This window comes from Micromonospora sp. NBC_00860, assembly GCF_045207375.1.
Taxonomy (GTDB): Bacteria; Actinomycetota; Actinomycetes; order Mycobacteriales; family Micromonosporaceae; genus Micromonospora; species Micromonospora vinacea.
Genome location: NZ_CP108825.1, coordinates 7,283,892 through 7,307,019, shown reverse-complemented (window position 1 = coordinate 7,307,019; position 23,128 = coordinate 7,283,892). Strand labels below are relative to the sequence as shown.

General features: G+C 71.0%; 22 protein-coding genes. 11 read left to right on the top strand and 11 right to left on the bottom strand.

What is annotated here, in order from left to right:
* Nucleotides 1-13: 13 nt before the first annotated feature.
* Nucleotides 14-1,213 carry an acetyl-CoA C-acetyltransferase gene (locus tag OH804_RS33920; RefSeq protein ID WP_406061741.1) on the bottom strand — a complete coding sequence of 400 codons (1,200 nt, stop codon included), beginning with the start codon at nt 1,211-1,213 and terminating at the stop codon, nt 14-16.
* Nucleotides 1,214-1,273: 60 nt separating this feature from the next.
* Here OH804_RS33920 and mce point away from each other — a divergent pair, with 60 nt between their 5' ends.
* From mce to OH804_RS33900, 4 genes are all read left to right on the top strand, one after another.
* Nucleotides 1,274-1,750, top strand: a complete 477-nt coding sequence (gene mce, locus OH804_RS33915) for a methylmalonyl-CoA epimerase (protein WP_091405814.1) — start codon at nt 1,274-1,276, stop codon at nt 1,748-1,750.
* Between the two features lie 340 nt (nt 1,751-2,090).
* Nucleotides 2,091-3,446 carry a crotonyl-CoA carboxylase/reductase gene (gene ccrA / locus OH804_RS33910; protein WP_196924615.1) on the top strand — a complete coding sequence of 452 codons (1,356 nt, stop codon included), beginning with the start codon at nt 2,091-2,093 and terminating at the stop codon, nt 3,444-3,446.
* Nucleotides 3,447-3,800: 354 nt separating this feature from the next.
* Nucleotides 3,801-5,063: a DivIVA domain-containing protein gene (locus OH804_RS33905; protein ID WP_196919469.1), complete on the top strand. Its 1,263-nt coding sequence runs from the start codon at nt 3,801-3,803 to the stop codon at nt 5,061-5,063.
* 177 nt (nt 5,064-5,240) lie between these two features.
* On the top strand, nt 5,241-7,352 hold the full coding sequence (locus tag OH804_RS33900) for a hypothetical protein (protein WP_196919470.1): 2,112 nt from the start codon (nt 5,241-5,243) through the stop codon (nt 7,350-7,352).
* 101 nt (nt 7,353-7,453) lie between these two features.
* Here OH804_RS33900 and OH804_RS33895 read toward each other — a convergent pair whose 3' ends face one another.
* Complete coding sequence (locus tag OH804_RS33895; protein ID WP_196919471.1) at nt 7,454-7,795, bottom strand: hypothetical protein; 342 nt, start codon at nt 7,793-7,795, stop codon at nt 7,454-7,456.
* Nucleotides 7,796-8,178: 383 nt separating this feature from the next.
* On the opposite strand from OH804_RS33895, the gene OH804_RS33890 reads away from it, so the two are divergent.
* From OH804_RS33890 to OH804_RS33880, 3 genes are read left to right on the top strand one after another with little or no spacing between them, the layout of a single operon-like run.
* Nucleotides 8,179-8,958 carry a helix-turn-helix transcriptional regulator gene (locus OH804_RS33890; protein WP_231392953.1) on the top strand — a complete coding sequence of 260 codons (780 nt, stop codon included), beginning with the start codon at nt 8,179-8,181 and terminating at the stop codon, nt 8,956-8,958.
* On the top strand, nt 8,949-9,137 hold the full coding sequence (locus OH804_RS33885) for a DUF397 domain-containing protein (RefSeq protein WP_196919473.1): 189 nt from the start codon (nt 8,949-8,951) through the stop codon (nt 9,135-9,137). Before OH804_RS33890 ends, OH804_RS33885 begins: the two co-directional genes overlap by 10 nt.
* 15 nt (nt 9,138-9,152) lie before the next feature.
* Nucleotides 9,153-10,382, top strand: a complete 1,230-nt coding sequence (locus tag OH804_RS33880; RefSeq protein WP_406061737.1) for an AI-2E family transporter — start codon at nt 9,153-9,155, stop codon at nt 10,380-10,382.
* A 3-nt stretch (nt 10,383-10,385) separates the two neighbouring features.
* On the opposite strand, the gene OH804_RS33875 is transcribed toward OH804_RS33880, so the two are convergent.
* From OH804_RS33875 to OH804_RS33845, 7 genes are all read right to left on the bottom strand, one after another.
* Nucleotides 10,386-11,195 carry an alpha/beta hydrolase gene (locus OH804_RS33875; RefSeq protein WP_406061735.1) on the bottom strand — a complete coding sequence of 270 codons (810 nt, stop codon included), beginning with the start codon at nt 11,193-11,195 and terminating at the stop codon, nt 10,386-10,388.
* Nucleotides 11,196-11,277: 82 nt separating this feature from the next.
* Nucleotides 11,278-11,601, bottom strand: coding sequence for a hypothetical protein (locus OH804_RS33870; protein ID WP_231640156.1), 324 nt, complete (start codon nt 11,599-11,601; stop codon nt 11,278-11,280).
* A gap of 64 nt (nt 11,602-11,665) precedes the next feature.
* Nucleotides 11,666-12,748, bottom strand: a complete 1,083-nt coding sequence (locus OH804_RS33865) for a hypothetical protein (RefSeq protein ID WP_196919475.1) — start codon at nt 12,746-12,748, stop codon at nt 11,666-11,668.
* A complete protein-coding gene (locus tag OH804_RS33860; protein WP_406061733.1) occupies nt 12,745-13,239 on the bottom strand; it encodes a SigE family RNA polymerase sigma factor in 495 nt (164 codons plus the stop codon). The genes OH804_RS33865 and OH804_RS33860 overlap by 4 nt, the downstream gene beginning before the upstream one ends.
* Before the next feature lie 40 nt (nt 13,240-13,279).
* A complete protein-coding gene (locus tag OH804_RS33855; RefSeq protein WP_196919477.1) occupies nt 13,280-15,070 on the bottom strand; it encodes a 3-hydroxyacyl-CoA dehydrogenase family protein in 1,791 nt (596 codons plus the stop codon).
* 126 nt (nt 15,071-15,196) lie between these two features.
* Nucleotides 15,197-16,267, bottom strand: coding sequence for an alpha/beta fold hydrolase (locus tag OH804_RS33850; protein WP_406061730.1), 1,071 nt, complete (start codon nt 16,265-16,267; stop codon nt 15,197-15,199).
* A 144-nt stretch (nt 16,268-16,411) separates the two neighbouring features.
* Nucleotides 16,412-16,777 carry an FHA domain-containing protein gene (locus OH804_RS33845; protein WP_406061728.1) on the bottom strand — a complete coding sequence of 122 codons (366 nt, stop codon included), beginning with the start codon at nt 16,775-16,777 and terminating at the stop codon, nt 16,412-16,414.
* A gap of 308 nt (nt 16,778-17,085) precedes the next feature.
* On the opposite strand from OH804_RS33845, the gene OH804_RS33840 reads away from it, so the two are divergent.
* Together OH804_RS33840 and OH804_RS33835 are read left to right on the top strand one after the other, a co-directional pair.
* The gene (locus OH804_RS33840) at nt 17,086-18,582 is read left to right on the top strand and encodes an aldehyde dehydrogenase family protein (protein ID WP_406061726.1); all 1,497 of its coding nucleotides are present in this window, start codon (nt 17,086-17,088) and stop codon (nt 18,580-18,582) included.
* A gap of 80 nt (nt 18,583-18,662) precedes the next feature.
* A complete protein-coding gene (locus OH804_RS33835; protein WP_196919481.1) occupies nt 18,663-19,319 on the top strand; it encodes a trans-aconitate 2-methyltransferase in 657 nt (218 codons plus the stop codon).
* Between the two features lie 8 nt (nt 19,320-19,327).
* On the opposite strand, the gene nucS is transcribed toward OH804_RS33835, so the two are convergent.
* Nucleotides 19,328-19,987, bottom strand: a complete 660-nt coding sequence (gene nucS / locus OH804_RS33830; RefSeq protein ID WP_196919482.1) for an endonuclease NucS — start codon at nt 19,985-19,987, stop codon at nt 19,328-19,330.
* 71 nt (nt 19,988-20,058) lie between these two features.
* Between nucS and OH804_RS33825 the strand changes: the two genes are divergently transcribed.
* The gene (locus tag OH804_RS33825; RefSeq protein ID WP_406061724.1) at nt 20,059-20,676 is read left to right on the top strand and encodes a DUF4126 domain-containing protein; all 618 of its coding nucleotides are present in this window, start codon (nt 20,059-20,061) and stop codon (nt 20,674-20,676) included.
* Nucleotides 20,677-20,767: 91 nt separating this feature from the next.
* Nucleotides 20,768-21,064: a DUF1540 domain-containing protein gene (locus OH804_RS33820; protein WP_196919484.1), complete on the top strand. Its 297-nt coding sequence runs from the start codon at nt 20,768-20,770 to the stop codon at nt 21,062-21,064.
* 50 nt (nt 21,065-21,114) lie between these two features.
* Here the strand turns inward: OH804_RS33820 and OH804_RS33815 are convergent, their stop codons facing one another.
* A complete protein-coding gene (locus OH804_RS33815; protein WP_406061722.1) occupies nt 21,115-23,121 on the bottom strand; it encodes a protein meaA in 2,007 nt (668 codons plus the stop codon).
* Nucleotides 23,122-23,128: the final 7 nt, after the last annotated feature.

Sequence of the window (23,128 nt, the reverse complement as noted above, 5' to 3'; positions counted from 1 at the left end):
GCACTCCTCGTGCTCACTGGCTGGCCGCGGCATTTTCCGGCACGTGGATGATCAGCGCGTCGCCCTGACCACCGCCGCCACAGAGCGCCGCCGCGCCGGTGCCACCACCGCGGCGCTTCAGCTCCAGGGCGAGGGTGAGTACGAGGCGCGCGCCGGACATGCCGATCGGGTGCCCCAGCGCGATCGCGCCGCCGTTGACGTTCACCTTGTCCGGGCTGACCCCGAGGTCCCGGGTGGACTGGACGCCGACCTGCGCGAACGCCTCGTTGATCTCGATGAGGTCCAGGTCCGCAACGCTCAGGCCACCCTTCTTCAGGGCGTGGTTGATGGCGTTGGACGGCTGCGAGTGCAGGGAGTTGTCCGGGCCCGCCACGTTGCCGTGCGCACCGATCTCGGCCAGCCAGGTCAGCCCCAGCTCCTTCGCCTTGGCCTTGCTCATCACGAGCACTGCGGCGGCGCCGTCGGAGATCGGCGAGGAGCTGCCGGCGGTGATGGTGCCGTCCTTGGCGAAGGCGGGGCGCAGCTTGGCCAGCGACTCGGCTGTGGTGTCCGGGCGGATGCCCTCGTCTTCGCTGATCACCAGCGGGTCACCCTTGCGCTGCGGGATGACCACCGGGGCGATCTCGTCGGCGAAGTGGCCGTTCTTCTGCGCGGCGGCGGCCCGCTGGTGGCTGGCGGCGGCGAAGGCGTCCTGCTCCTCGCGGGAGATGCCGTGCCTGGCGCCGAGCCGCTCGGTCGACTCACCCATGGAGCAGCAGTCCCAGGCGTCGCTGAGCCCGTCGTGTGCCATGTGGTCCTTGACCACCACGTCGCCGTACTTGTAGCCGGTGCGCTGGCCCATCAGCAGGTGCGGGGCGTTGGTCATCGACTCCATGCCGCCGGCCACCACGATGTCGAACTCGCCGGCCCGGATCAGCTGGTCGGCCAGGGCGATCGCGTCCAGGCCGGAGAGGCAGACCTTGTTGATGGTCAGCGCCGGCACGGACATCGGCACGCCGGCCTCGACCGCCGCCTGCCGAGCCGGGATCTGACCGGTGCCGGCCTGCAACACCTGCCCCATGATCACGTACTGGACCTGGTCCGGGCTGACGCCGGCACGCTCCAGCGCCGCCTTGATGGCGATCCCGCCGAGCTTCGTGGCCGGGAGGTCCTTGAGGTTGCCCAGCAGCCGGCCCATCGGGGTCCGCGCGCCACTGACGATCACCGAAGCCATGCCTGCCTCCGAGGGGTGCCGAGCTGTACGCCTTAACGATTGTTCGGCCAGACTAGCGCCATGGCAGAGAACTCCCCCGTCGAGCCCGGTGCGGACTACGTCACAGACATCGGGCTTCGCAAGATTGACCACGTCGGGATCGCCGTTGCCGACCTGGACGCCGCTATCGACTTCTACCAGCGGACGTTCGGGATGCGCTGCGTCCACGTGGAGACAAACACCGAGCAGGGTGTTCGGGAAGCGATGCTGGCCGTCGGACCGACCACCGAGGGCGGCTGCGTGCAGTTGCTCGCCCCGCTCACCCCGGAGTCGACGATCGCGAAGTTCCTCGACCGCAACGGGCCGGGCGTGCAGCAGGTCGCGTACACAGTCGTGGACATCGACGTGGCCTGCGCGGCGCTACGGGAGCGTGGCATGCGCCTGCTCTACGACGCACCGAGGCGTGGCACTGCGGACAGCCGGATCAACTTCGTCCACCCCAAGGACGCCGGTGGCGTCCTCGTCGAACTGGTCCAACCCGCCCCCACCCCGCACTGACGCCCCGGCTCCACCCTCACCCCTGTTGATCAAGAGGTTTGCGTCATCCCGCGCCGCGCAGATGACCGAAAGCTCTTGATCAACAGGGGTGGCGGCCGTTGGAGGCCGGGGCACACGCACGTCAGTGCGCGGTTGGCGGGGTGGTTGGACACCTTCACGCATCGGCGGATGCAGTTTTTCACAGAGGACTTCCCGGCCTAGCTACCGTTCAGTAACGTCCGGCCCCACAGGAGCGCGACCGGTGCCGGATGTGTCGAATGCCGACATGGCGGTCGTGCCCACCGGCGCCGACGATGGCAGCACCCGGGCCCGTGCGGGTGCGGACGAACCGGAGGTCACCGTGCAGGACATCCTCGAAGCGATCATGGCGGCGGAGGAATCGAACGACCCGGACCGCGAACTCGCCGGCGTCGCCGGACTACCCGTACCGGAGAGCTACCGGGGCGTGGTGGTCCGCGCCGAGGAGTCCCGGATGTTCGACGGCATGGCCAGCCGGGACAAGGACCCGCGCAAGGCGCTGCACGTGCAGGAGGTGCCGACGCCAGAGCTGGCGCCGGGCGAGGCGCTGGTCGCGGTGATGGCCAGCGCGATCAACTACAACACGGTGTGGACCAGCATCTTCGAGCCGGTTTCCACCTTCAAGTTCCTCCAGCGCTACGGCCGGGTCTCCGAGCTGACACGCCGGCACGACCTGCCATACCACGTGGTCGGCTCGGACGCGGCGGGCGTGGTGCTGCGCGTCGGCCCCGGGGTGACCCGCTGGGCGCCCGGCGACGAGGTGGTCGCGCACTGCCTCTCCGTCGAGTTGGAGGACGCGGCCGGTCACGACGACACCATGCTCGACCCGCAGCAGCGGATCTGGGGCTTCGAGACCAACTTCGGCGGCCTGGCCGAACTGGCCGTGGTCAAGGCCAACCAGCTGATGCCCAAGCCGCGGCACCTGAGCTGGGAGGAGGCGGCCAGCCCCGGGCTGGTCAACTCCACCGCGTACCGGCAGCTCGTCTCGCATCACGGCGCCAACATGAAGCAGGGTGACGTGGTGCTGATCTGGGGGGCCTCCGGTGGCCTCGGCGGGTATGCCACCCAGATGGCCCTCAACGGCGGCGCGATCCCGGTCTGCGTGGTGTCCTCACCGGAGAAGGCGGAGCTGTGCCGCAGGATGGGCGCGGAACTGGTCATCGACCGGGCCGCCGAGGGCTTCCGCTTCTGGAAGGACGAGGAGACCCAGGACCCGGACGAGTGGCGACGCTTCGGCGAGCGGATCCGCGAGCTGACCAGCGGCGAGGACCCGGACATCGTGTTCGAGCACCCGGGTCGGGAGACGTTCGGCGCCAGCGTCTACGTGGCCCGGCGCGGCGGGACCATCGTCACCTGCGCCTCCACCAGCGGCTTCCAGCACCAGTACGACAACCGCTACCTGTGGATGCACCTCAAGCGGATCGTGGGCAGCCACTTCGCCAACTACCACGAGGCGTGGCAGGCCAACCGCCTGGTCGCGCTCGGCAAGGTGCACCCGACGGTGTCCCGCACCTATCCGTTGGAGCAGACCGGCCAGGCCGCGTACGAGGTGCACCGCAACGCCCACCAGGGCAAGGTCGGCGTGCGCTGCCTCGCACCCACCGACGGGCTGGGCGTCCGCGACGGGGAGTTGCGGGCCCGGCACGAGGACGCGATCAACCGGTTCCGGGGTCACTGACCGGCACCGCCGGTCCCCGGCCACTGACCGGCACCGCCGGTCCCGGCCACTCACCGGCACCGCCGGGTTGCGGCACCCCGTCCGGATGGTGGAACGCCGGCTGGCCATTGCGCTGATCGCTCATTGTTCTTCCGCCCTCATTAGCGGATAACCCACCCGGATCGAACAAAGGGCCTCGGGGTAACCCCGGGGCCCTTTTCCGCGTCACGCTGCGTGGCGTTCGACCGGCCGGGACCTGCCAAGATCGCCGATTGGTCCAACCGCACCGATCCCGGGAGTTGACCATGTAAAGAGGGCACGAAAGCTTCGCACCGCTCTTGCGAAGCACCCTGGGGCGTCTGCCAGTATGTCCCAATGCCCCAGCAGCAGTCCTCCCCTCTCGCGTTCTTCGATAACGCGAACTCGCAGCCAGATTTCACCGTTGGCCTGCGCGGATACAACACCCATCAGGTCGACGACTTCCTCGGCCGGATGACCGCCGCGCTGACCCAGTCCGAGCAGGCCCGTGCCGAGGCTGAGCAGCGGATGAACGACGCCCAGCGTCGGCTCCGCCAGGCCGAGCAGCGCATGAGTGCGCTGGAGCAGAAGCTCACCGACACGAACAAGCAGCTCGAAGAGAACAGCCGGCCCACCCTCTCCGGGCTCGGCACCCGCGTCGAGCAGATCCTCCGGCTCGCCGAGGAGCAGGCCAACGACCACCGCAACGAGGCCAAGCGCGAGTCGGAGGGCATCCTCTCCGCCGCCCGCCTCGAGGCCCGTGAGATCACCGACAAGGCCCGCGCCGAGGCCGCTGCCATGAAGGCGAGCGCCGAGCGCGAGGCGGGCAACCTGCGCACGGCCGCCGAGCGCGAGGCCGCCGAGGTCCGGGTGCAGGCCCGCCGCGAGGCTGACACGCTGCGCGCCGACGCCGACCGGGAGACCAAGCAGCTGCGTACGGTCACCGCGCACGAGGTGGCCGAGCTGAAGTCGACAGTCGAGCGGGAGGTCGCCACCCTCCGGGCCACCGCCGAGCGTGAGATCACCCAGCAGCGGGCGAAGGCCGCCCGCGAGGCTGAGGAGAAGCGCGCCGAGGCGACCAAGCTTCTCACCGACGCGCGGGACAAGCGCGACAAGGACCTGCAGGCCCTGGAGCTCCAGTTGGCCGAGCGGCGGGAGAAGGCCGAGCGCGAGGAGTCCGAGCGCCACGCCGCCCAGGTCGCACAGACCCAGAAGATGGTCAGCGAGGCCGAGCAGCGTGCCCGGGCCGCGCAGGAGCGGGCCAAGGAGATCGAGCAGCGCGCCGAGGCGCGGCGTGTCGAGTCGGAGCGCAACGCCGCCGAGACGGTCGACAAGGCCAAGGCGCACTCGGAGAAGACCCTCAACGAGGCGAAGGCCGAGTCGCAGCGTCTGCTCACCGAGGCGCGCACCGAGGCGGAGCTGACCACGCAGGCCGCCCGCCGCGAGGTCGAGGACCTCACCCGGCAGAAGGACGCGGTCACCTCGCAGCTGGGTCAGATGCTCTCCGGGCTCGCCGGCATCGTTCCGGGAATGCCGGCGCAGGCCGCTCCGGCTGCCAAGCCGGAAGCCAAGAAGACCGATGGCGGTCAGGAGCGGGTGCCCGCGGAGACCGCTGGCTGACGCGAGGCGTCAGGTCGGGGCATCGACGGCGCGAGGTGACACCGGGTAACCGGCGCCACCTCGCGCCGTATGCGTTTCCTAACCCCTGGTATTCGCTGACCGCAACGGAGTGAAGTAGCTCCCACAAGGCCCGTCCGTATCGCCCCAGCAGGGCCCGTTGCGTGTGAGGATGGGGGCATGTCGCACGGCGAGGAACTGTTCGCTCTCGGCGGGGACGTGACGACGGAGCCCAGCTTCGAGTCCGCTCTGCGGGGGTACGAGAAGAAACAGGTCGACCGCTATGTCGCGCGTGCTGAGCACGAGATCGCGACCCTCGCTGGGGAACGGGAACAGGCGTACACACAGATACACAAGCTCGCCGGCCAGGTCGAGGTTCTCCAGCGCGACCTGACCCAGGTGCGCAAGCAGATGAACGTGGTCGACCGGGCGTCGTTCCGGCATCTCGGCCCGCGGGTCGAGTCGATCCTCACGCTGGCTGAGGAGCAGGCCGAGCAGATCCTCATCGACGCGAACGGGGAGATCGAGGCCCGTCGTGCCGCGGCCGAGCACATCATCGAGGAGGCCCGCGAGCAGGCCGCGCGGGCACTGAAGGACTTCGAGATCGCCCTCGCCGCCCGACGCGCGGAAGAGGAGCGGCACAGCGCCGCCCAGCGGGCCGAGGCGGACGCGACCCTGCGGTCGGCCAAGGACGAGTCGGCGCAGTTGCGCAAGGCGGCGCAGGACGCGCTGGCGAAGGCCCAGCAGGAGGCCACCCAACTGCGGGATGCTGCCAAGGAGATCCACACTCGGGCCCAGCAGGAGGCCACCAAGCTGCGCGAGACGGCCCGCGAGACGCTGGCCAGGGCCCAGCAGGAGGCCAGCGACCTGCGCGATGCCGCCAAGGAGGTGCATGCCAAGGCGCTTCAGGAGGCCAAGCGGCTCACCGACACGGCGACCGAGGCGGGGCGGGCCACCCACGCGAAGGCGCAGCAGGAGGCCAAGCAGATCATCGACGATGCGTCGATGGCCGGACGGGCCACCCGCGCCAAGGCGCAGCAGGAGGCCGAGCGGCTGACGACGCAGGCCACCGAGTCGGCGAAGCGCAGCCGTGCCGAGACCGAGGCGTACGTGCAGCGGATGCGCACCGAGACCGAGGCGTACGTGCAGCACACCCGGGCGCAGACCCAGCAGGAGCTGGGCGCCTGGCGGGCCGGGGTGGAGCAGGAGGTCAACTCCCGTCGGGAGACGGCCGACCGGGAGTTGGCGCAGCGACGGTCCGCGGCCGAACAGGAGTTCGCCAAGCGCCGCGACGAGTTGGACAAGCAGCACGCGGCGCGCCAGCAGGAGCTGGAGGCCGGGTTCACCAGCCGGCAGCAGGAGCTGGAGAGCGGGTTCACCACCCGTCGGGACGAGCTGGAGATCGAATACTCCAGTCGCAAGGACGAGCTGGAGACCGAGTACACCACTCGCAAGAACGAGATCGAGCAGGGCGCGGCCGGCATCCGTCAGGCAGCCGAGCAGGACGCGGCGGCGCTGCGCCAGCGGTCCGAGGCGGAGGCCGCCGAGCTGCTGAGCCGGGCCGAGACCGAGGCCAGCGACAAGCGCCGCAAGGCCGACGAGCATGTCGCGGCGTCCCGGCGGCAGTTCGAGGAGTACGCGGCCACCACGCAGCAGCACCTGGCCACCACCCAGCAGCACCTGGCGGCGACCCAGCAGGAGTCGGCGGCGGGCCGCCAGCAGTTGGCCCAGGTGATGCTGGAGATCGCCCAGGCCCAGCAGCAGCTGGCGGATCTGCGGCAGGAGACCTGGAAGGCCCGGCAGGAGTCCGACGAACTCCAGCGTCAAATGTCCGAGCTGCGGTTGCAGAGCGTCGCCGGCCCGATCGACGGCCCGACTGCGCCGGCCGCAGCAGACGGCGCGAGCGCGGCTGGGCCCGACGGTGGGGACGACGGCGTGAGCGTTTCCGCCGGCGCGGCTGCGGGTTCGGGTACGGGCACCGGGGGTTCGGGTACGGGCACCGGGTTGAAGGCCGAACCCGCCGACACCAGGCAGCCGGTGAACGCGGGTGCTGAGGAGTCCGGGCAGTCCACGACGCGACCGGTGGCCGAGCCGGTGACCACGGTGGACGGTGGCATGGCGAGCGCCGGGGTGGACGGGGAGCCGACGGTGGCCGCCGTTCCGGGCGAGGGTGGCCGGGGCGCCAAGCCCACCAAAATCACTAGCACCGGTGAGAACGGCAAGCGACCCAGCAAGCCGACCACCGACGAGCGCAGCGCCAAGCCCAGCAAGGTCACCATCGAGAAGGACTGACGGCGGGCGCTGAGCCACGCGCACTCATGATCGACACGACATCAGCAAAGTCGGGGTGTCCCGCCAGCGCGGACACCCCGACTTCCTGAATGGCGAGTGGATCAGGACCGATGGTCCGGGGGTGGGTCGATGATCGGGCGGCGGAACGGACCCCACGCCACGAAGCGTTCGAACAGTTCCCTGGGCGCCGGCCCGTCGTAGGGATTGAGCTGGTACAGGTCGTGCGCCGCCTCGTGGTACAGACCGGCGAGGTAGATGGTCAGCGCGGCCGGGTCCTCGTCGAACTCCGCCTTGAGCAGCAGCCTGGCGTCCGCGCAGGGCCACGGCCGGCCGTCGGCCCGGCAGCACCACATGGGTCGCAGCGGGGTGTGCGGCGTCCGTGCGCCGCAGGGTCGGGGAAACACGGGGTACGGCCCGAGCCGCGGCTGCGGCAGCCCCGACATCGGGGTACGTGGCCTCCCGCCTGAGCTGGAGCCCGGCGGGCTGCAGCCGGCGGACGACCGCGGCGCCGAGGTGACGGTGACAGGCAGCGACCGGCCGACGGGGCGAGACGTGGGCATGGGTGACCTCCTCGACTGGGGCGCGGACGCGCCGCCGTGCAACGGCAGGCCCGCGCGGTGGGCCCGGAAGCGGGGTGGCCGCAGGTGACGCGGAGCCATACCCATCCGGTACGTGACAGTCTGCTGAGAACACCGTTACGGTCGGAAGGCGTCACCGTGCTCGGCGGCGGGACTGCATCGACGGCATGGTCCGCCGGGACAGTTGGTGGAGACGACCCTCGACCTGCGGAGGCACTGTGGAAGGCGACGCCGCGCCGACGGCCGACATGATCCGCGCGCAGCTGCGCCGGCTGCGGATCGCCGCCGGGATGAGCCAGGAGGACTTCGGCCGGCTGGTGCACTACTCCGGCTCGATGGTGTCCGCGCTGGAGCTGGGCCAACGCCCGCTGGACCGGCTCTTCCTGGCCCGCGCCGACGAGGTGCTGACCACCGGCGGTCTGCTCGTCTACCTGCTCAAGCTCGCCGAGCGGGACGGCCAGCCGAGCTGGTTCCGACCCTGGCTGGACGCCGAGCGCACCGCCCGCCAACTGCGGTGCTTCCAGCCGTCGCTGATCCCCGGGCTGCTTCAGACCGAGAACTACGCCCGCGCGGTGATCCGCTGCGACGACCTGCTCAGCGACGACGAAGTGGAACGCCGAGTCCATGCCCGCCTGGACCGCCAGTCCATCCTCACGCAGCCTGACCCACCGCAGCTCATCGCCGTCGTCGACGAACACGCGCTGCGGCACACCGCTGAGCACATGCGCGGGATCATGGTCGAGCAGCTCACCCAGCTGATCACCTACGCCCAGCGTCCGCCGGTCAGCGTGCACGTCATTCCCGCCGAGGTTGGAGTGCACGTCGGGATGTCCGGACCCTTCACGCTTGCGCGCGGCGCGGACGGTGGATGGGTCGGCAACCTCGAAAACCAGCTTGCCGGCGTCGTGGTTGACCGAGATGGCGACGTGGCTACGCTGCTCTCACGATGGGAGACGGTTCGCAACGAAGCGCTCTCTCATCGGCACTCGATTGACCTGATGAAGGAAGCAGTGGATTCATGCACCTGAGCGGCGCAGTTTGGCGCACCTCCACTCGCAGCGGCAACAGTGAGTGCGTCGAGGTGGCGGACAACCTGCCCGGGGTCGTGGGGGTGCGGGACAGCAAGGACCCCGCTGGTCCGGTGCTGGTGTTCGCGCCTGCCGCGTGGCGGGCGTTCGTGGCCGTCGCCCGTCGTCCCACCGCCTGAGCCGGGAGGTCCCTGGTGCCACAGCACGACCCGTCCGGCGACGAACCGAACGTGACCCCCGGTCCTCCGCCAGCGGAAAACCCACAACCGGCGAAGACGCCACCGTCAGCCGAGACACCACCGGCGGCCGAGACGCCACCGCCGGTGCCGGTCCCCGCGCCGGGGGTCGACCCGGAGGAGCCACCGGCGGTCCCGTCCGGAAAGTTCGGCACACCGGGGCGGCCACTGCGCCGTAGCAGCTTCCTGCTCGGCTTCACCGGTGCGCTGGGCGTGCTGCTGGCGTACACCCTCTATCTGGGGATTCGCAATGCCGGCGGCATCCTCGTGCTGGTGGTGATCGCGCTCTTCCTCGCGGTCGGCCTCAACCCGGCGGTGGTCCGGCTGGGGCGCTGGGGTGTGCCGCACGGCCTGGCGGTGGCGGCGGTCGCCCTGACGGTGGTGCTGCTGCTCTGCGGCGGCGTGGTGGCGCTGGTCCCGCCGATCGTCACCCAGTCCGGGCAGTTCATCGACCAGATCCCGAGCCTGCTCGACGAGTTGCGCCGCAACCCGACGGTCAATGACCTGGTGGAGCGGTACGACGTGGTGGAGCGGGTGCAGGGCGCGGCCAACGCGGAGACGGTGGGGCGGGCGCTCGGCGGGGTGCTCGGCGGCGCACAACTGATCTTCGGCACGGTGTTCCGGACGCTGACCGTGCTGGTGTTGACGATCTACTTCCTGGCCTACTTCGACAAGCTGCGTTCGCTGGGCTACTCGGTGGTGCCCCGGTCGCGGCGGCAGAGGGTGCAGCTGATCGGCGACGAGATCCTGGCCAAGGTGGGCTCGTACATGGTCGGCGCGTTGAGCATCGCGGTGCTGGCCGGCGCGACCACCTTCGTGTTCGCGCTGATCGTCGACCTGCCGTACCCGTTCGCGCTGGCCGTGGTGGTCGCGGTGACCGACCTGATCCCGCAGATCGGCGCGACCCTGGGCGCGGTGATCGTGAGCCTGGTCGGCTTCGCCGCCGACCTGCCCACCGGCATCGCCTGCGCGGTGTTCTTCCTCATCTACCAGCAGGTGGAGAACTACCTGATCTACCCGAAGGTGATGCGGCGTTCGGTGGAGGTCAACGAGGTGGCCGCCCTGCTGGCCGCCCTGCTCGGGGTGTCGCTGCTGGGCGTGGTGGGCGCGCTGATCGCCATCCCCACTGTGGCCGCGCTGCAACTGATCCTGCGCGAGGTGGTACTGCCCCGCCAGGAGCGCCGCTGAGCGTCAGCTGGCCTGACCGGCGGCCGGGCCGGGGACCGGGGTGTCGGCAAAGGCGGCCACCGTCCGGTCGGCGTACGCGCTGACGTCGCCGGCCTCCATCGGGCCGTCCCAGGTCGTCGGGAGCGGCACCTCGACGGCCGGGTTGACCCGACGGACGATCTCGTCGAGCACCGTCTCCGCGTCGCCCACCCAGAGGTGCTTGGCGCCCGGCACCCCGACCACCTCGGCCTGCGGCACGGCGGCGAACCGTTCCCGCGCCTCGGTGGGGCGCAGGTAGTCGTCGAACTCCGGCACCAGCGCCACCAGCGGCCGACCCGAGTCGGCCCAGGTGGCCAGGTCCTCGGGGGCGGAGAAGCGCAGCGGCGGGGAGAGCAGGATCGCCCCGGCGATCGTCGGGTCGCAGCCGTACTTCAGCGCCAGGTCGGTGCCGAACGACCAGCCGACGAGCCAGATGTTGGGCAGCTCGGCGAACTCCGCGTACTCGATGGCGGCAGCCACGTCGTACCGCTCGCCCACCGCGCCGTCGAAGGCCCCCTCGCTGGTGCCGCGCACACTGCTGGTGCCCCGGGTGTTGAACCGCAGCACCGCCAGGTCGGCCAGGGCGGGCAGCCGCCAGGCCGCCTTGCGGAACACGTGGCTGTCCATCATTCCGCCGTGGGTGGGCAGCGGGTGCAGGCAGACCAGGGTGGCCACCGGCGGCCGGTCGGCCGGCAGGGCCAGCTCACCGACCAGCCGCAGACCGTCGGCGGTGTGCAGCTCGATGTCCTCCCGGCGGCCGGGCAGGATCGACGACGCGCGGATCGTTGTGCTCACCGCCCAAGTCTGTCGCGAAGTCGCCGCCGCCGCCCGCCCAGGCACGAACAGCGTGACCCAGGTCGCTAACGGGCGGGGTCGTTCAATAGCGCGGGGTACCCCGGCCGCGCTGCACCGCGGGGCCGCGTCGCTCCCGGGCGCGCCAGCAGCCGCTGTGCCAGTGCCGCCGGTCGGTCAGGTCACCCAGGCCGTCCGCCGGCCAGGCCACCAGGTGGGCCACCCCGGGTCGGATCTCCTGGTCACAACCCGGGCAGCGGTACGTCTTGACCGACGCTCCCGCGCCGATGCCGCGTACCTGCCAGGCGCCGTCGGTCCACTGCTGCACCGAGGCGACACCCTGCCGGACCCGGTCGGCGTCCAGGTTGGCGTTCTCGTCCCGGCGAGGGCGATTGCGACGGGGGCTCACAGTCACCAAGCGTACGTTCCGCCGGACGGGACGAGCTCGCGGCCAGCCCGCCCAACGGTTGAGATCACTCCCAACTCTCCGACCGCGTCGGGTCTTCGACGACCCGCGCCCCCGCCAGGACTGTCGTCGCGTCCGCCTCGGTGAAGCCGCGTGGCGCGCCCGGCTGGACGCCGACCGGTCGCCTGTCCTCCCGCTGCAAGCCGAAGGTGGCACTCACCACCGTCTTGGGGATGCCGAGCAGATCCAGGGTCGTCCCAGAGAAGAACGCGGGCCGGCCAGCGACAGTCCGATTCCCCGCGGTGCGGGTGCCAGCCCCGCTCGCATAGCGGTATTTCACGAACATGGCCTCGGTCGCCGCCCGCGCAAGGGTGATCTCCGAGGAGACCAGTCTCGGGTAGGAGCTGACGTCCACCGAGCAGGAAGTGATCGGCGCGCCTTCGGGCAGGGCATCGAGCCGCAGCGGCACGGCACACGAGTGTGCCTCGTTCCAGCGCAGTGCCTTGACCGCCTGCTCCAGCCCGGCACGGTCCCCCCGCAAGATGACGGCACGGGCGTACAGACCTGGCGCGGGGTGCCACGACTTGACCATTGCACGCACGCTGCCGCTCGCTTGGTGGATCGTGCCGTCGAAGGTCTGGGGCCCCGGTGCGGCCGCCTCAACCTCGACGCCGCCGAACGAGACGCTAATCGACAACTCCGGCGTACTGCTCACCTCGACATGCACCGGTTGGTCATCCCGGACGCTGAGCCGGACCGATTCGGTGCGGCCCCGGATAACCTCCCAGCCCAGATAGCGGGCCTGGGTCGGGTCGAGGCCGAAGTGCAGCACGTTCGGATCGCTGCCGACCAGCGCCGGGTCGGCGGCGGCCCCGGGCACCCCGTCGATGCGGGGCGGCACCGGCGTGGCCCCGGTGGACGTCGTGGCGGTCCAGGGCAGGCGGCCGGTCAACCCGTCGAGGCCCGTCCCGGTCATTCCGACGACGCCGAGCGCCCCGATCAGGGACAACGCGGTCCCTGCGGCGACCCGGCGGTGGAGTTGGCGGCGGCGGCCTCGAGCGTGGGAAGCCCGCAGCAGCCGGTCGGCGTCCACGGTGCCCTCGGCACGGTCCCGCAGGGTTCGGACGATCCGCTCGTCGAGGTCCGTCACGGTCGGCTCCCGTTCGTGGCCGGGGCACCGCAGCGCTCCCGGAGGTTGGCGAGCGCCCGCATCGCGTGGGTGCGGACGGTGACCGGCGAGCAGTCCAGGATCTGGGCGATGGTCGCGTCGTCGAGGTCCTCGTAGTAGCGCAGCACCAGGACCGCCCGCTGACGGTCGGGCAGGCCGAGGATCAGCCGCCACATCTCGTCCCGGTCGGCCGCTTCGCCGCCGAGGTCGCCTCGGTGTGCCCGCTCGGCGAAGGTGTCGACGGCCAGTTCGCGGTTGGACCGGCGACGCCACCAGGAGATGTTGGCGTTGACCAGCATGCGGCGCACGTACACGTCGGGCCGGTCCGCCCGCGAGATCTTGCGCCAGTGCACGTACGCCCGGGACAGCACCTCCTGGGTGAGGTCCTCGGCCCGGTGCTCGTCACCGGTCAGCAGCCGGGCCAGCCGAAACAGGGCTGGACCTCGACTGCCGACGTACTCCTCGAAGGTCACACCACTCAGACGCCGCCGGTGGCCGTCAGCGTTGACCCGGTCAGCGGTGCGAGTGGTCGCGGAAGCCGCGGCGGGTCTTGCGGCCCAGGTAGCCGGCGGTGACCAGGTGTTCCAGCAGCGGCGCGGGTGCGAAGCCCGGCTCGCGCAGTTCCAGGTACAGCTCGCGCTGGATGGCCAGGGAGACGTCCAGCCCGACGACGTCGAGCAGCTCGAACGGGCCCATCGGGTAGCCGCAGCCCAGCTTCATGGCGTGGTCGATGTCGTCGGCCGTCGAGTAGCTGGCCTCCAGCATCTTCACCGCGTCGTTCAGGTAGGGGAAGAGCAGCGCGTTGACGATGAAGCCGGATCGGTCGCCGCAGACCACACCCGTCTTGCCGAGTGCGGCGCAGACGGCGCGGGCGGTGGCGGTGGCCTCCGGGGAGGTGCGGATGGTGCGGACGACCTCGACCAGCGGCATGACCGGCGCCGGGTTGAAGAAGTGCAGACCCACCACGTCGGCCGGCCGCTGGGTGGCCATCGCCACGTCGATCACCGGCAGCGACGAGGTGGTGGTGGCCAGCACCACGCCCGGCTTGCAGATCTCGTCGAGGCTCGCGAAGAGGGCCTTCTTGACGCTCAGCTCCTCGACGACCGCCTCGACCACCAGGTCGACGTCGGCGAGATGGTCGAGCGTGGCGGACCAGCTGATCCGGCCCAGGGCGGCGTCCCGGTCGGCCTCGGCGAGCTTGCCGCGCACGACGCCCTTGTTCAGTGAGGTCTTCACCGCCTCGCAGACCTTCGCGGACTTCTCCATGCCGCGGGTCACCGAGACGACCTCGTAGCCGGCCTTCGCGAAGACCTCGATGATCCCGGTGGCCATCGTTCCGGAGCCGACCACGCCGACCTTCGCGATGGCGCGCGCACCGTCGGCCAGCGCCGACTCCGTGGCGAGCGGCGTCGCCTCGTCCGGTACGACCACCGGGGAGCCGGGCCGTTCGTAGGTGTAGAAGCCCCGGCCGGACTTCCGGCCGAGCAGCCCCGCCGTCACCATCTGCTTGAGCAGTGGCACCGGGGCGTGCCGGCGGTCCCGCCCGCCGCGCCGGTACATGGTGTCGAGGATCTCGTACGCGGTGTCCAGGCCGATCAGGTCCATCAGCGCCAGTGGGCCCATCGGCAGGCCGCAGCCGAGCTTCATGGCGGCGTCGATGTCCTCGCGGGTCGCGTAGTGCGACTCGAACATGCTGACCGCGTGGTTGAGGTAGCCGAAGAGCAGCGCGTTGGCGATGAAACCGGCCCGGTCGTTGATGGTGACGTCGACCTTGCCGAGCCGGGCGCAGAGCGCCTCGACGTCGGCGACCACCTCGGGTGCGGTGACGACAGTGCGGACCACCTCGACAAGCTTCATCACCGGGGCCGGGTTGAAGAAGTGGATGCCGATCACCTGGTTGGGTCGGCTGGTGGCCACCGAGATCTCGGTGACGCTCAACGAGGAGGTGTTGGTGGCGAGGATGGTCTCCGGTCGGCAGACCCGGTCCAGCTCGGCGAAGATCCGCTGCTTGAGGTCGAGGTGTTCGGGCACCGCCTCGATGACCAGGTCGACGGAGTGCAACGCGTCCAGCCCGACCGCGAAGTGCACCCGCTCGTGCAGGGCGTCGCGGTCCGCCTCGGCGAGCTTGCCCTTGGCGACCGCCCGGTCGGTGGAACCCTTCAGGGTGGCCCGGCCGCGCTCCAGCGCCGGCTCGGAGATCTCCACGGCCACCACGTCGATGCCGTTGCGGGCGAAGACCTCGACGATGCCGGCACCCATGGTGCCCAGCCCCACCACGCCTACGGTGCTGAACTCGCGCGCCACGACCGGCCTCCCCAGAGACTCCGCACGGCCACTGAACGGCCGCTAAGGTTATGCGCGCGAGTCTGCCACGTGACGGTGAGTTGTCGAGACGCCGTGGCATATTTCACCCACGGCGCAGCCGGACCGCTATGCGGTCGCCACGCTGGTCAGGGCCAGCAACTCCGCGACGAACTCCGACGGGCGCTCCAGGTGCGGGCTGTGACCGCAGCCGGGCAGCACCACCTCGTGGTACGCGCCGCCGGCCGCCGCGTACCGGTCGAGCACGGCCCGGGTCTGGCCGACCATCGGCTGCGGTGGGCAGGCGTCCGCGCCGGGCCAGCCGGGCACGAGATCCAGCGAACCCAGGTACGCCAGGTCGAAGAGTGAGGTGTCCGAGACGATGACGTCGACGTCTCCGCGTACCCAGGTGACGGGTGGCTTCTCGGCGACGGCCACCAGCTCGTCGGCGAGCCGGAACCAGGTCGGCGCGAGCGCGTTGAGCACCCCGCGCTCCCCCGGCGCGGTGCCCGGCCAGTTCTCCGACGGCACCGCCGTGCCCGGGTAGTTGTCGTCCCCGGTGGCGGTGGACAGCACGGTGTCCAGCAGCAGATCCTCGTCCTCGCCCAAGGCGGCAGAATCGGCCACGTAGGTGGCTCGCAGCACGGCCCGCGGGCTGGCCGGTGCGTCCGCGCTCCGGTCGCCGGCCGCGAGGCGGGCGACGAAGTCCGGGTTGGCCGTGCCGGCGCCGGTGCCGGCGAAGTCGGGGGTGGTCGGCGTGCCGGTCAGGTCGCGGGTGCCACCGAAGCCGTACGGGGAGACCGGCGCCGCCAGCAGCAAAGCCCCCACCCGGTGCGGATGGTCGACCAGCAGCCGCATCGCCACCCCGCCGCCGAGGGAGTGCCCCACCACCACCGGGCGCGCGTCGGCGGCGAAGAGCGTCGGGTCGTCCAGCAGGGCGGCCACGTCGTCGGCGAAGTCCCGCAGGCCCCGGGTGGCGTCCACCGGGGCGGTCGCGGAGTCGCCGTACCCCCGCAGGTCGGGGGCGACCACCCGCAGCGTCGGTGGCAGCCGGCGGACCAGCGGCTCCCAGAACAGCGCGGACGAGCAGTTGCCGTGGATCAGCAGCACCGGTGTGCCGTCCGGCGGGCCGGCCACCCGTACCGCCTGGGTGATGCCGTTCGCCGTCACGGTCCGCTGCTCGGTTTCCATCCGCGGCATGCTGCCACGGGTGCCTCCGCCGGTCCAGGTGTCGGACCGCCACCCAACGGAGCTGCCCGGTGTGGCCGACCGCCAGGCGATCAGCTGCCCGATGTGGCCGAGAGCCGGGCGGTCAGCTGCCCGATGTGGCCGACCGCCGGGCGGTCAGCGACGCGTGCCCGGTGGCGCGGCCAGCGGTAGCGGCAGCGTCGGTCGGACGTCGCGCCGGGACGGGCCGAAGCTGAGCCCCACCGGATCGGTGAGCGCCACCCCGGGGTCGAACAGGCGCAGTTCGGTACGGCCCAGCCGGATCACGTCACCGTCGGAGAGTCGTTCCACATCGGTGATCCGCCGGTCGTTGAGCCAGGTGCCGTTGGTGGAGCCCAGGTCCCGCAGGGACGGGCCTTCCGGCGCCAGCCACACCTCGGCGTGGCGACGGCTCAGGTGCGGATCGTTGATGACCACCTGACCGGTCGGCGCGCGGCCGATCACCTGAACCTCGGCTCGCATGCGAAAGCTCGCTCCGCGCATCGGTCCACCCGCGACCGTCAACAGCGGCATCAGTTCCGGATGTTCCTCCATGGACAGTCAGCCCTCCACCCCACACCGTCACTCCGCGCGTCAGCTTGCCATCAGACGGTAGTCGTCAATACCGACCGGCCGGTCAGCCTCTCGTCACCTCCCGGCCATCTGCCGTTCGACGATTCGGGCGGGCCGCATCCGTCACCAACGCCCTGACCTGCACTGATCAACGATCGGTCGGGTTGGTGCGACGCCGGTCCCCCGGCCCCGAATCGCGGACCCTACCGGTGAGTAATCCTCGGGTCTAGACTTCCGCCATGACGGCAGTGCATATCCCGGGCGTTCCGGTCATCGACGCGGGCCACTTGGTTTCCACCAGCCCGGCGACCGGCGCCGAGGCCGGTCGCCTCCCGGTCGCCACCGATGCCGACGTGCGGGAAGCCGTCGACCGCGCCCGCGCCGCCGGCGAGTGGTGGGCCGGTCTCGGCTTCACCGGCCGTCGCGAGCGGTTGCTGCGCTGGCGCGCCCTGCTCGCCAAGCGGATCGAGCAGTTGGCCGAGGTGGTGCACGTCGAGGGCGGGAAGCCGGTCGCCGACGCCATCGTCGAGATCGTCACCGCTATCGAACACATCGACTGGGCCGCCCGCAACGCCGGCCGCGTGCTCGGCCCACGCCGGGTGCGGTCCCGGCTCATCCTCGCCGAGTTCTCCGCCCACCTCGAATACCAGCCGTACGGGGTCGTGGGCGTCATCGGGCCGTGGAACTATCCGGTCTTCACGCCGATCGGCTCCGCCGCGTACGCCCTCGCCGCCGGGAACGCCGCGGTGCTCAAGCCGAGCGAATACACCCCCGCCGTCGGCCAGTGGCTGGTGGACAGCTTCGCCGAGGTGGTGCCCGAGCAACCGGTCTTCACCGCCGTGCACGGGTTGGGCGACGTGGGCGCGGCGCTGTGCCGCTCCGGCGTCAACAAACTGGCCTTCACCGGCTCCACCGCCACCGCCCGGAAGGTGATGGCCGCCTGCGCCGAGACGCTGACCCCGGTGCTCATCGAGGGTGGCGGCAAGGACGCCATGATCGTCGACAGCGACGCCGACCTGGACGCGGCCGCCGAGGCGTGCGTCTGGGGCGGCATGACCAACGCGGGCCAGACCTGCATCGGCATCGAGCGGGTGTACGCCGTGGACGCCGTCTTCGACGCCTTCGTCGACAAGGTGGTGGCGCGCGCCGGCCGGCTGACCGTCGGGCCGGAGGGCACCGACATCGGGCCGATCACCATGCCCAGGCAGATCGACGTGATCCGCCGGCACATCGACGCCGCGATCACGTCCGGCGGGCGCGCGGTGCTCGGCGGCCCGAGCGCCGTACAGCCGCCGTACGTCCACCCCACAGTGCTGGTGGACGTGCCGGAGGAGTCGGCCGCCGTCCGCGAGGAGACCTTCGGCCCCACGCTGACCATCAGCCGGGTCCGTGACGCCGACGAGGCCGTCACCCGCGCCAACGCCCTGTCGTACGGCCTCGGGGGTTCGGTCTTCGGCCGGCGACGCGCGGTGGCCATCGCACGGCGGCTGCGCTCCGGGATGGCCTCGATCAACTCCACGTTGACCTTCGCCGGCATGTCCACCCTGCCGTTCGGTGGTGTCGGCGACTCCGGCTTCGGTCGGATCCACGGGGAGGACGGCCTGCGTGAGTTCGGCCGGTCCAAGGCGATCACCCGACGCCGCGCCCGGTCGCTGCTGCCGTCGATGACCTTCGACCGCACGCCCACCGACGTGGCCCGGCTCGTCAAGGCGATCAAGGCGATGTACGGAAGGTGAGTGTCGGATAACCGATCATCACCAAGGATCGGCGTATCCACATGTTTATACGTTGTGTCCACGGCGGTACATTGCGTTAAATGGGCCCCAATCGATTGCGCTACCGCCTTGTCGACAGTGACCAGTCGTGGAGCGCCCGACGTCGTCGGCACCGCTCGGACTGGCTGGCGCGCACCTTCCCCGACATCGGTGACATGCACGTGGTCGACCTCGGCGGTCGGCTCGGCACCTGGCACCGCGCCACCGTCCGACCGGCCCGGGTGACAGTCGTCAACCTGGAGCAGCCGCCCGCTGTCGTTCCGGAATGGGCCCACGTCGAGCAGGCCGACGCCTGCGACCTGCCCCCGCACCTCACCAACGGCAGCTTCGACATGGTCTTCTCGAACTCGGTGCTGGAGCACGTGGGCGGGCACGAACGCCGGATCCGCTTCGCCGCCGCCGTCCGCTCACTGGCCGACCGACACTGGGTGCAGACGCCCTACCGCTACTTTCCCATCGAGCCACACTGGATCGCGCCGGGCATGCAGTTCCTGCCGGTACGACTGCGCACCGCGCTCGCGCAACGCTGGCCGTTGGGGCACAAGCCGACCCGCAGCCACGACGCCGCCATCCACCAGGTGCTCTGGACCGAACTGCTGGACCGCTCGCAGATGCGCCACTACTTCCCCGACTCCACGATGCTGGTGGAGCGGGTGTTCGGCCTGCCGAAGTCGCTGATCGCGGTGCGCAACGGCTAGGGCTCCGGTCAGAAGAGGGTCAGCTCGTCCTTCACGATGCCGCGCAGCTTGTCGTAGTCCACGACCACACACCGGATGCCCCGGTCGGTGGCGAGCACCCGGGCCTGCGGCTTGATCTCCTGGGCGGCGAAGACCCCGACGACCGGGCTGAGCAGCGGGTCACGGTTCATCAACTCGAGGTAGCGGGTCAACTGCTCCACCCCGTCGATGTCGCCACGCCGCTTGACCTCGATGGCGACCGAGCCCGAGTTGGCGTCCCGGCACAGCAGGTCGACCGGGCCGATCGCCGTCATGTACTCGCGGCGGACCAGCGTGAACCCCTCACCCAGCACACTCGGGTTGGCGGCCAGCAACTCCTGCAGGTGCGCCTCCACCCCGTCCTTGCGCAGGCCCGGATCCACACCCAACTCGTACGAGGTGTCCTGGAAGATCTCCTCCAGGGTGATCCGCAGCTCCTCGCCAGCCTTGTTGACGACCCGCCACACCCCGGGGGCCTCCTCCAACCGGCATGGCGGGCTCATCCAGTTCAACGGCTTGTACGCACGGTCGTCGGCATGGATGGACACCGACCCGTCCGCCTTCACCATCAGCAACCGGGTGGCCGGCGGCAGGTGAGCCGAGAGCCGTCCGACATAGTCCACCGAGCACTTCGCAATGACCAACCGCACCCGACGAGGGTAGCCGAGCACCCACCGGTCGCCAGCGAGCGGCACTGGCGCGTCGATGCGATGCTGAGACCGTGTTCGAAGTCCTCACCGGCACCGGTCTCGCCGCCTCGGCGGGGCTGAACGCCTACATACCCCTGCTCATCCTCGGTCTACTCGGCCGTTACACCGACCTGATCGACCTGCCCAGCAGCTGGACCTGGCTCGGCAACGGCTGGGTCATCGCCATCATGGCCGTGCTGCTCGCCGTGGAGATGGTGGCGGACAAGGTGCCAGTGGTCGACCACATCAACGACGTGGTGCAGACAGTGGTCAGGCCCACTGCCGGTGGCCTGGCCTTCGGTGCCGGCTCCTCGTCGGAGACGGTGACGGTCAGCGACCCGGGGAGCTTCTTCTCGTCCCACCAGTGGGTGCCGGTCGTCACCGGCGTACTGCTGGCGTTGGGCGTGCACCTGCTGAAATCCGCAGCCCGCCCGGTGATCAACGCGACGACCGCCGGGATCGGCGCCCCGGTCGCCAGCACCGCCGAGGACGCCACCAGCGTGGTGGTCTCCCTGGTGGCGATCATCCTGCCGGTGCTGGTGCTCGTCTTCCTGGTCGGCCTGGTGTTCTTCACCTTCTGGTTCGTCCGCCGTCGTTCCGAACGACGCCGCGAACGCGAGGCGGCCCGCGCCGCCGGCTTCCGCGTCTGACGCTTGAGCGGCGGATCGGCGGCCCGCCATACCAGGGCTCCACGTGTCGACAAAAGCCTAGTATCGGGGCAAGAGCCTAGAGGAGGTCGGCATGACCGCAGCGTTGGAGATGCCCCGAGTCCAGGAATGTGTGGTCGCCGCGTGCGCGTACAACCAGTCGGGTGACTGCCACGCCTTCGCGATCACCATCGGCAGCATGGATCACGCCCACTGCCACACCTTCGTCGAGTCGCCCGTCCGGGGCGGTGTGGAGAGCCTGATCGCGCAGGTGGGCGCCTGCCAGCGCTCCGACTGCCGGCACAACGAGCAGCTGGAGTGCCACGCGGCGTCGATCAGGGTCGGCCCGGACAACGACATGGCCGACTGCATGACCTACGCCGGCCGCTGACCCACGCCACTGAGCCCCGGCCGCCGGCCGGGGCCGGGGGCAGCGTTCGATCAGGGCAGGTCGTTGGCGCGACGGATGACAGTCACCAGCTCGTCGATGATGCCGGTGAGAGCGAAGTCCTTCGGGGTGAAGACCCGGGCGACCCCGGCCGCCCGGAGGGTGTCCGCGTCACCGACCGGGATGATGCCGCCCACCACCACCGGCAGGTCCGGCCGGCCGGCGGCGCGCAGCCCGTCGAGCACCGCTGGCACGGCGGCCAGGTGCGACCCGGAGAGCACGGAGAGCCCGACCAGGTCGACGTCCTCCTCCACGGCGGCGGCGACGATCTGCCCCGCCGTCAACCGGATGCCCTGGTAGACGACCTCGAAGCCGGCGTCGCGGGCGCGTACCGCGATCTGCTCGGCGCCGTTGGAGTGCCCATCCAGGCCGGGCTTGCCGACCAGCAGCCGCAGCCGGCCGCTGCCCAACTCCCGCGCCGTGGCGGTGACCCGCTCGCGGACCGCCACAAGCCCCGGCTCACCGCCGCCACCGGTGGCGCCGGCCAGGCCGGTCGGCGCCCGGTACTCGCCGAAGACCTGGCGCAGCGCGCCGGCCCACTCGCCGGTGGTCACCCCGGCCCGCACGCACTCCAGGGTGGCCGGCATCAGGTTGGTGGTGGTCGCGGCGTCCGCGCGGAGCCGGGCCAGCGCCGCGTCGACGACGGCCGTGTCCCGGTCGGCCCGCCACCGGCGTACGCCGTCCGTGGCGGCCGCCTCGACCGCGGGATCGACCTGCTCGACCGCTCCGGCGCCGGCGGCGGTCAACGGGGAGGATTCGGTCTCGGTGTACCGGTTGACCCCGACCACCACGTCGGCACCGGACTCCATCCGGCGGCGGCGCTCGGCCAGCGACGCGACCAGCGCGCTCTTGAGGTAGCCGGTCTCCACGGCGGCGACGACGCCGCCCAGCTCCAGCACCTTGTCCAGCTCGACCCGCGCCCCGGTGACGACCTCGTCGACCAGCGCGGTCATCACGTGCGAGCCGGCGAAGAGGTCGGGATACTCGAGCAGATCCGACTCGTACGCCAGGACCTGCTGCATCCGCAGCGACCACTGCTGGTCCCACGGGCGGGGCAGGCCGAGCGCCTCGTTCCAGGCCGGCAGTTGGACCGCGCGGGCCCGGGCGTCGCGGGACATCGTCACGCCGAGCATCTCCAGCACGATGCGCTGGATGTTGTTCTCCGGCTGCGCCTCGGTGAGGCCGAGCGAGTTGACCTGCACGCCGTAGCGGAACCGCCGTTGCCGGGCGTCGGTGACCCCGTACCGGTCCCGGGTGATCTCGTCCCAGAGCACGCCGAACGCGCGCATCTTCGCGATCTCCTCGACGAAGCGCACCCCGGCGTTGACGAAGAACGAGATCCGCTGGACCACGTCGCCCATCCGCTCGGCCGGCACCTGACCGGAGTCACGGACCGCGTCGAGCACGGCGACAGCGGTGGCCAGCGCGAAGCCGACCTCCTGCACGGGCGTCGCGCCGGCCTCCTGGAGGTGGTACGAGCAGATGTTCACCGGGTTCCACCGGGGCATCTCCCGCAGCGTGTACGCCACCACGTCGGCGGTCAGCCGCAGCGACGCCGCCGGCGGGAAGATGTAGGTCCCCCGGGACAGGTACTCCTTGATGATGTCGTTCTGGGTGGTGCCGGCGCAGCGGGTCAGGTCGGCGCCCTGCTCCAGCCCGACGGTGCCGTACAGGGCGAGCAGCCACATCGCCGGCGCGTTGATGGTCATCGAGGTGTTCGTGTCGGCGAGCGGGAGACCGTCGAAGAGCGCCCGCATGTCGCCGAGGTGGGCCACCGGCACGCCGACCCGTCCGACCTCGCCAGAGGCGAGTTCGTGGTCCGGGTCGTACCCGGTCTGGGTGGGCAGGTCGAAGGCGACCGACAGGCCGGTCTGCCCCTTCGCCAGGTTGCGGCGGAAGAGGGCGTTGGTCGCCGCGGCCGACGAGTGGCCGGCGTAGGTGCGCATCACCCACGGGCGGTCCCGCTCGGGCAGCCGCCCGGGGAAAGCCGTCTCATCCATGGCCGGA